This is a genomic window from Paenibacillus sp. VTT E-133291 (assembly GCF_002264395.1).
Lineage (GTDB): Bacteria > Bacillota > Bacilli > Paenibacillales > Paenibacillaceae > Paenibacillus_AQ > Paenibacillus_AQ nitricinens.
In genome coordinates this window covers 1-5,949 of sequence record NZ_NFVA01000165.1, presented here as the reverse complement: position 1 = coordinate 5,949, position 5,949 = coordinate 1, and the positions used below count along the sequence as shown (strand labels likewise).

5 protein-coding genes are annotated in these 5,949 nt (G+C 44.3%); 2 read left to right on the top strand and 3 right to left on the bottom strand.

Going from position 1 to position 5,949, the window contains the following annotated elements; translation table 11 throughout:
• Nucleotides 1-145 precede the first annotated feature (145 nt).
• From CA598_RS30830 to CA598_RS30820, 3 genes are all read right to left on the bottom strand, one after another.
• On the bottom strand, nt 146-1,066 hold the full coding sequence (locus CA598_RS30830; protein WP_094874225.1) for an aldo/keto reductase: 921 nt from the start codon (nt 1,064-1,066) through the stop codon (nt 146-148).
• Nucleotides 1,067-1,286: 220 nt separating this feature from the next.
• On the bottom strand, nt 1,287-2,477 hold the full coding sequence (gene fabV, locus CA598_RS30825; protein ID WP_094874226.1) for an enoyl-ACP reductase FabV: 1,191 nt from the start codon (nt 2,475-2,477) through the stop codon (nt 1,287-1,289).
• A gap of 270 nt (nt 2,478-2,747) precedes the next feature.
• Complete coding sequence (locus CA598_RS30820) at nt 2,748-3,683, bottom strand: aldo/keto reductase (protein ID WP_094878969.1); 936 nt, start codon at nt 3,681-3,683, stop codon at nt 2,748-2,750.
• A 189-nt stretch (nt 3,684-3,872) separates the two neighbouring features.
• Here CA598_RS30820 and CA598_RS30815 point away from each other — a divergent pair, with 189 nt between their 5' ends.
• Together CA598_RS30815 and CA598_RS30810 are read left to right on the top strand one after the other, a co-directional pair.
• Nucleotides 3,873-4,847, top strand: a complete 975-nt coding sequence (locus CA598_RS30815; RefSeq protein WP_218832638.1) for an ornithine cyclodeaminase family protein — start codon at nt 3,873-3,875, stop codon at nt 4,845-4,847.
• Between the two features lie 14 nt (nt 4,848-4,861).
• The coding region (locus CA598_RS30810; RefSeq protein WP_179283811.1) for a dipeptidase at nt 4,862-5,949 on the top strand (1,088 nt) is incomplete at its 3' end.

Sequence of the window (5,949 nt, the reverse complement as noted above, 5' to 3'; positions counted from 1 at the left end):
CCAGGGTTCGAGCCCCTGAGAGTCCATCCTTTAAAGAAACGGCAGAGATGCCGTTTCTTTTTTTTATAAGAGTTATACGGTTTCAATCATAGTCACAAAAAAAGCCACGAAGTGCGATATTAGCGTACTTCGTGGCTTTTAATATTTATGGAAGGATATTACCCGCAGCGCGGTAAATTTCATACCATTCGGGTCTGGTGAGTGTAATATCGGATGCTTTGGCAATATCCCGCAATCGCTGCGTATTGGTTGTACCTACAACAGGCTGCATATTTGCCGGATGTCTGAGAATCCAGGCAATGGCAATAGCAGTATTGGTAACCTCTTTTTCAGCTGCCAAACGGTTAATGACCTCGTTCAATTCAGGGAACTTGTCGTTGTCCAGGAATACACCTTCAAAAAAGCCATATTGGAAAGGCGACCATGGCTGAATGGTCATGTCGTGTAGACGGCTGTACTCCAAGATCCCGCCATCATGGACAACCGAACCGGAGTTGGTCATATTCACATTAAAACCGGTATCAATCATACCCGTGAACATAATGCTTAATTGGAGCTGGTTGAATAGCAACGGTTGCTTTACATTTTTCTTGAGCAGTTCGATTTGCAGTGGGTTTTGGTTGCTGACACCAAAATGCTTGACCAAACCCTTGCTCTCCAGAATGTCAAAAGCCTCAGCCACTTCTTCCGGCTCGAACAGCGTGTCAGGACGGTGAAGCAGAAGCACATCGATATAATCGGTCTTTAAGCGCTTAAGACTGCCTTCAACGGATTGTAGGATATGCTCTTTGGAGAAATCAAAAAAACCGTCGCGGATTCCACATTTGGTTTGGATCATCATTTTATCACGCATACCAGGATTGTTCTCTAGTACACCTGCGAATACTTCTTCGGCCTTACCACCTGCGTAGATGTCGGCATGATCAAAGAAGTCTATTCCGAGCTCCAACGCACTATGTACATGTGTATCAGCCTCTTTTGCAGACAAGTCCGCAATCCGCATACAGCCAAGCGAAATTTGGGACACGTCAAGTGCACCATTCGCTACACTAATTTTTTTAACCATGAGGGATTCACTCCTTAGAATGTAAGTTAGAACTTGCAGTATTCTATCAAACCATATCACAAAGTGGGAGGCTAAGCCAATATGCCCTACGACGTATAGGTAGGCTGCAAGCAAAGTGCAAAAAAAAAGAGGCTGCCAACTCAGTAGAATTCACTACTTTTGCAGACAACCTCTTTTTTTATACATCCATAATTATTATATGGATGTGCTCAGAATCATTCTAGTACATATTCGGAATGTCGACATTAGGATCAATATCTGCTTCGTAGTCTACGCCATCTGTTCTAAAGCCAAACAGATTGAAGAAATCTTGGCGGTAGCCTTCAAGATCTGCTAGCTCACCTGCATTATCAGTTGTCAGCTCGTCCCAACGTTTCATAACCTCTGTCTGAACGTCCTCACGCATTTCCCAGTCGTCAATGCGGATCAAGCAGCTTCCGTCAGCAGTAGCCTTGCCTTCGCCGTATAGGTGCTCAGAGAACAAGCGATACATTTGTTCAATACAGTTCTCGTGCAGGTCTTTTTCCTTCATCACTTCGTAAAGGGCTGAGATATAAAGGGGCACTACAGGAATCGCTGAGCTGGACTGAGTTACGAGCGCCTTATTAACGGACACAAAGGCACGTCCGCCTTTTGATGAAAGAAGGTCATTCATTTGAATCGCAGTTTGTTCCAGATCGTGCTTGGCTTGGCCGATTGTTCCGTCCCGATAGATAGGATGAGTGATTTCAGGCCCGATGTAGGAGTAAGCAACGGTAGTAGCACCATCTGCAAGGACATCAGCTGCTTGAAGCTGATCGATCCACATTCTCCAGTCTTCGCCGCCCATTACAGCGATTGTCTGACGTACTTCTTCTTCATTAGCAGGCTCAATGGTGGTCATGGATACTTCGCCTGTATGGAAGTTTAAGGTTTTATTCGAATAAGCTGTTCCCACTGGTTTAATAACGGAGGAGAAGGTTTCCCCTGTTACCGGGTGGGTACGACGAGGTGAAGCGACACTATAAATAACTAAATCGATGGTGCCATATTCAGCTTTAATCAATGCAATGGTCTTCTCTTTAATAGCATCAGAGAAAGCATCGCCAACTATGCTGTGTGATTTAAGTCCAAGCTTTGCTGCTTGTTGTTCAAAGGCAGCGGAGTTGTACCAGCCTGCAGAAGCGGTGCGCTGACCTTCCGCTGCTTTATCGAAGAACACACCAATGGTATTGGCGCCAGCACCAAATGCAGCTGAAATTCTGGAAGCTAGTCCGTATCCGGTAGAGGCACCGATGACGAGTACATTCGCAGGTCCCTCAATTTTCTTTTGTGCTTTTACATATTCAATTTGTTGTTCTATTTGTTTGGCGCATCCCTCTGGATGGGCTGTTGTGCATATAAATCCGCGTGTTTTAGGTTGAATAATCATCAAGGAATTCCCCTTTGTATAAAAATTAAAGTCTACTGATACACAGAGAAAGTATAGCAAACAATATTTACTAATACAAAGAATTTAGGATATTCGGTAAGAATACGCTGCCCTGTATTTTTGTTTGTTGGCTAGCTGCGCTATCGAGTCTTGATCATTTATTAAGGCTTTCGGACTCCAGTAGCGCTAATCCTTAGAAAAGGGGCTGCCCCAGTAGCCATTTCATGACTTCTAGGACAACCCCCTTTATTTTACTTACATAAAAGGCTATTACGCCTTAAAGATTGAATCAATCGCTTTGATCTCTTCTGGTGTCAGCTGAACTTTCAGAGTCTGGAGATTCGATACGATCTGTTCCGGACGTTTAGCTCCGGGAATAAGTGCGTCGATGGAAGGTACAGTTAAATACCAGGCTAGCACTACATGTGCGACTTCAACACCTTTGGCATCGGCAATTTGGCGAACCTTGTCTACTTTCTCCAGGTTTTTGGCAAAGGTCGTTCCTTGAAACATTGGATTGTTCTTTCTATTGTCGCTGAACGTATCGCCTTGCTTATACTTGCCGCCAAGAAGTCCTGACGCCAGTGGGAAGTAAGGAACGAAAGAAATGCCATGCTCCTGCGTGTAAGGGAGCAGGTCTTTTTCCGCATCACGGTGCAGCAGGTTGTAATGGGATTGGAGTACATCTACATGGCCGTCCTTGTTGGCTTCTCTCAGCTGTTCAATGGAGAAGTTGGAGACACCAATCGCTCTGATTTTTCCTTCATCCTTCAGTTTCTTAAGCTCGCCGACAGCATCATCCTTAGGAGTGCTTTCATCAGGGAAATGAATATAGTAAAGATCGATATAATCGGTCTGGAGGCGTTTCAAGCTGTCTTCCACAGACTGTCTTAGAAAAGCTGGAGAGTTGTCGATCGTAACCTTATCGCCAGTAATCTTATGAGCGCCCTTAGTAGCAATGACCACATTGTCACGACCGCCTCTTTCTCTCAGCACTTCTCCAATCAGTTCCTCGGATCTACCTGGACCATAGATAAAGGCGGTATCAATGAAATTGATCCCATGGTCAAGAGCATTGCGAACAATGTCTTTACCAGTCTCATCATTTAAGCCGGGAAATAAATTATGCCCGCCAACAGCATTGGCACCCAGCCCAAGAGGGAGTACCTGCAAATTTGTTCTACCTAAAGTTATTTTACTAGACATAATCAATCGTCAGCTCCTTAAAATAGAATATGAACTATATTAAGTATAGCGAATAGCTAGTGGTTAAACAAATTCCTGAATTCCAGCTTTATACATGAATATTTAAAGCGTATAAGTTATGATATAAAGAATAATTTCGTGTTCCCATATTTGTTTTCTTGCCACAATGAAGTAATGGAGGTTTGTCTTATGCTAGTTATTAATCAAAATGAAGTGGCTGAGTTATTAGCAATGGAGTCTTGCATCACTGTGATGGAATCCGTTTTGAAGGATTTGTCCGCAGGACAAGCCATACAAAGCTTAAGACAAGTACTCCCGCTGCACCAAGGCAATCTGATTGGCTTAATGCCGGGCTTTTTGCAGAGCGAAGAAGTAGCAGGCGCCAAGATCATCAGTGTGTTTCCAAGTAATCATGGCTCAGGTTTACCTTCCCATCAAGGGCTTGTTACGTTATTCGATTCTTCTACCGGTGTTCTGAAAGCTGTAGTAGATGGACAGAAGATTACTGCAATTCGCACAGCGGCTGTTAGCGCAGTAGCCACTCGTTATCTGGCCAGAGAAGATGCAGAGGTGCTTGCCATTCTGGGCACGGGTGAACAAGCCAAAAGCCATCTGGAAGCGATGTTACTGGTTCGATCGATTCGTGAGGTCAGAGTTTGGAATAGAACACCTGCAAAGGCAAGAGATTTTCAAGCAGAAATGAGCCCTAAATATGGTGTGGATATAATTGTGGCGGAGTCTGCTCAAGAGGCAGTGAGACCTGCAGATATTATTTGTACCGTAACAGCATCCACAGAACCTGTGCTCAAAGGAGAATGGCTGAAGCTCGGAGCACATATCAACGCTATTGGAGCGTGCAGATCTGCGGATCGCGAGCTGGATTCGGAGACCGTTCGGTTAGCTAAGTTATATGTTGACCGATTGGAATCCGCACATCATGAATCAGGGGATTATTTAATTCCGCTGAAGGAAGGCGTGATTAATTCAGGTCATATCATCGGTGAAATCGGTGAACTGATCAGCGGGTATATTGAGGGCAGAGCTACAGCTGATGAGATCACTCTTTTTAAAGGACTAGGACTTGCGATAGAAGATTTAGCAGCGGCTAACTTCATTTATAATGAAGCTGTTAAATTACAAAAAGGCATTGAAATTGCATTCTAAGGAGCGACCACACGATGAGTACATATGAAGGTTTGTATGATTTCAAGTTGACGGAGCAGGAAGAAGAACGGGCAGTACGTTTGCACGAGCAGAACATTAATATTGATTTGCTATTTCAAGGTCCCTTATCTCCAAACGCAATTCCAGAGTCTGTGTCTGAAAAAATAAAAGAGCTGTGTGAGCCCTATAAAGATGAGCCGATGATATACAGCAGCATGCCAGCAAAAATGATCACAAAGCTGTCGGCCAGCGGTGAGATTCCTGAGTATAAAAGTGAATGGTATAAATCGGGAATTACAGCAGGTAACCGGGAGCTTCATTTAGAGTCCTTAGAAAGCATGATCAATAGCATGGCTGAAGTTCAGCTTCAGATCGACTCCGCAGATTGGTTAGTGAAAGCTTTAACCGCAGAGGACATACGTGCAGCCAAGCGTAATGGCCATAAGGCGGGTATTATCACGGCGCAAGAAACGGATGGCCTAGGTACCAATCTGGACCTATTAGATGTGTTACATAATTTTGGCTTAAGAATTTTACAATTAACCTATAACAATCAGAATCAGGTCGGTGCAGGCTGTGCAGAACAGTCGAACGCTGGAATTACGAATTATGGAAAAAGATTCATTGAGCGCCTCAACAAGCTCGGGATCATTGTAGATACGGGACATTGCGGAAAACAAACAACACTCGATGCCTGCCAGTACTCTAAGACTCCGGTCATTGCTTCACACACGGGTGTTGAGGCCATCTATCCGCATATGCGCTGCAAAAGTGATGAGGAAATCATCGCGATCGCTACGACGGGTGGAGTCATCGGTATTTTTGCTATGCCGTGGTTTGTTCATGAAGATCCTAACCATACGACCATTGATCATGTGCTGGATCATATCGAATATGTGATTCGGCTTGTAGGCGTGGATCATGTCGGGATTGGAACGGATTGGCCGATGAGCGATGTGCTCTGGTCATTGATTTATTTTAAAGAACATATTGCACCTAAGCTAGGATTTGCCAAAGGAGACGGACCTTCTACTGAAACCGTTGCTGGGCTTGAAAAATATAGCTATTTTATCAACTTTACTAGAGGACTAGTGGCTCCCGG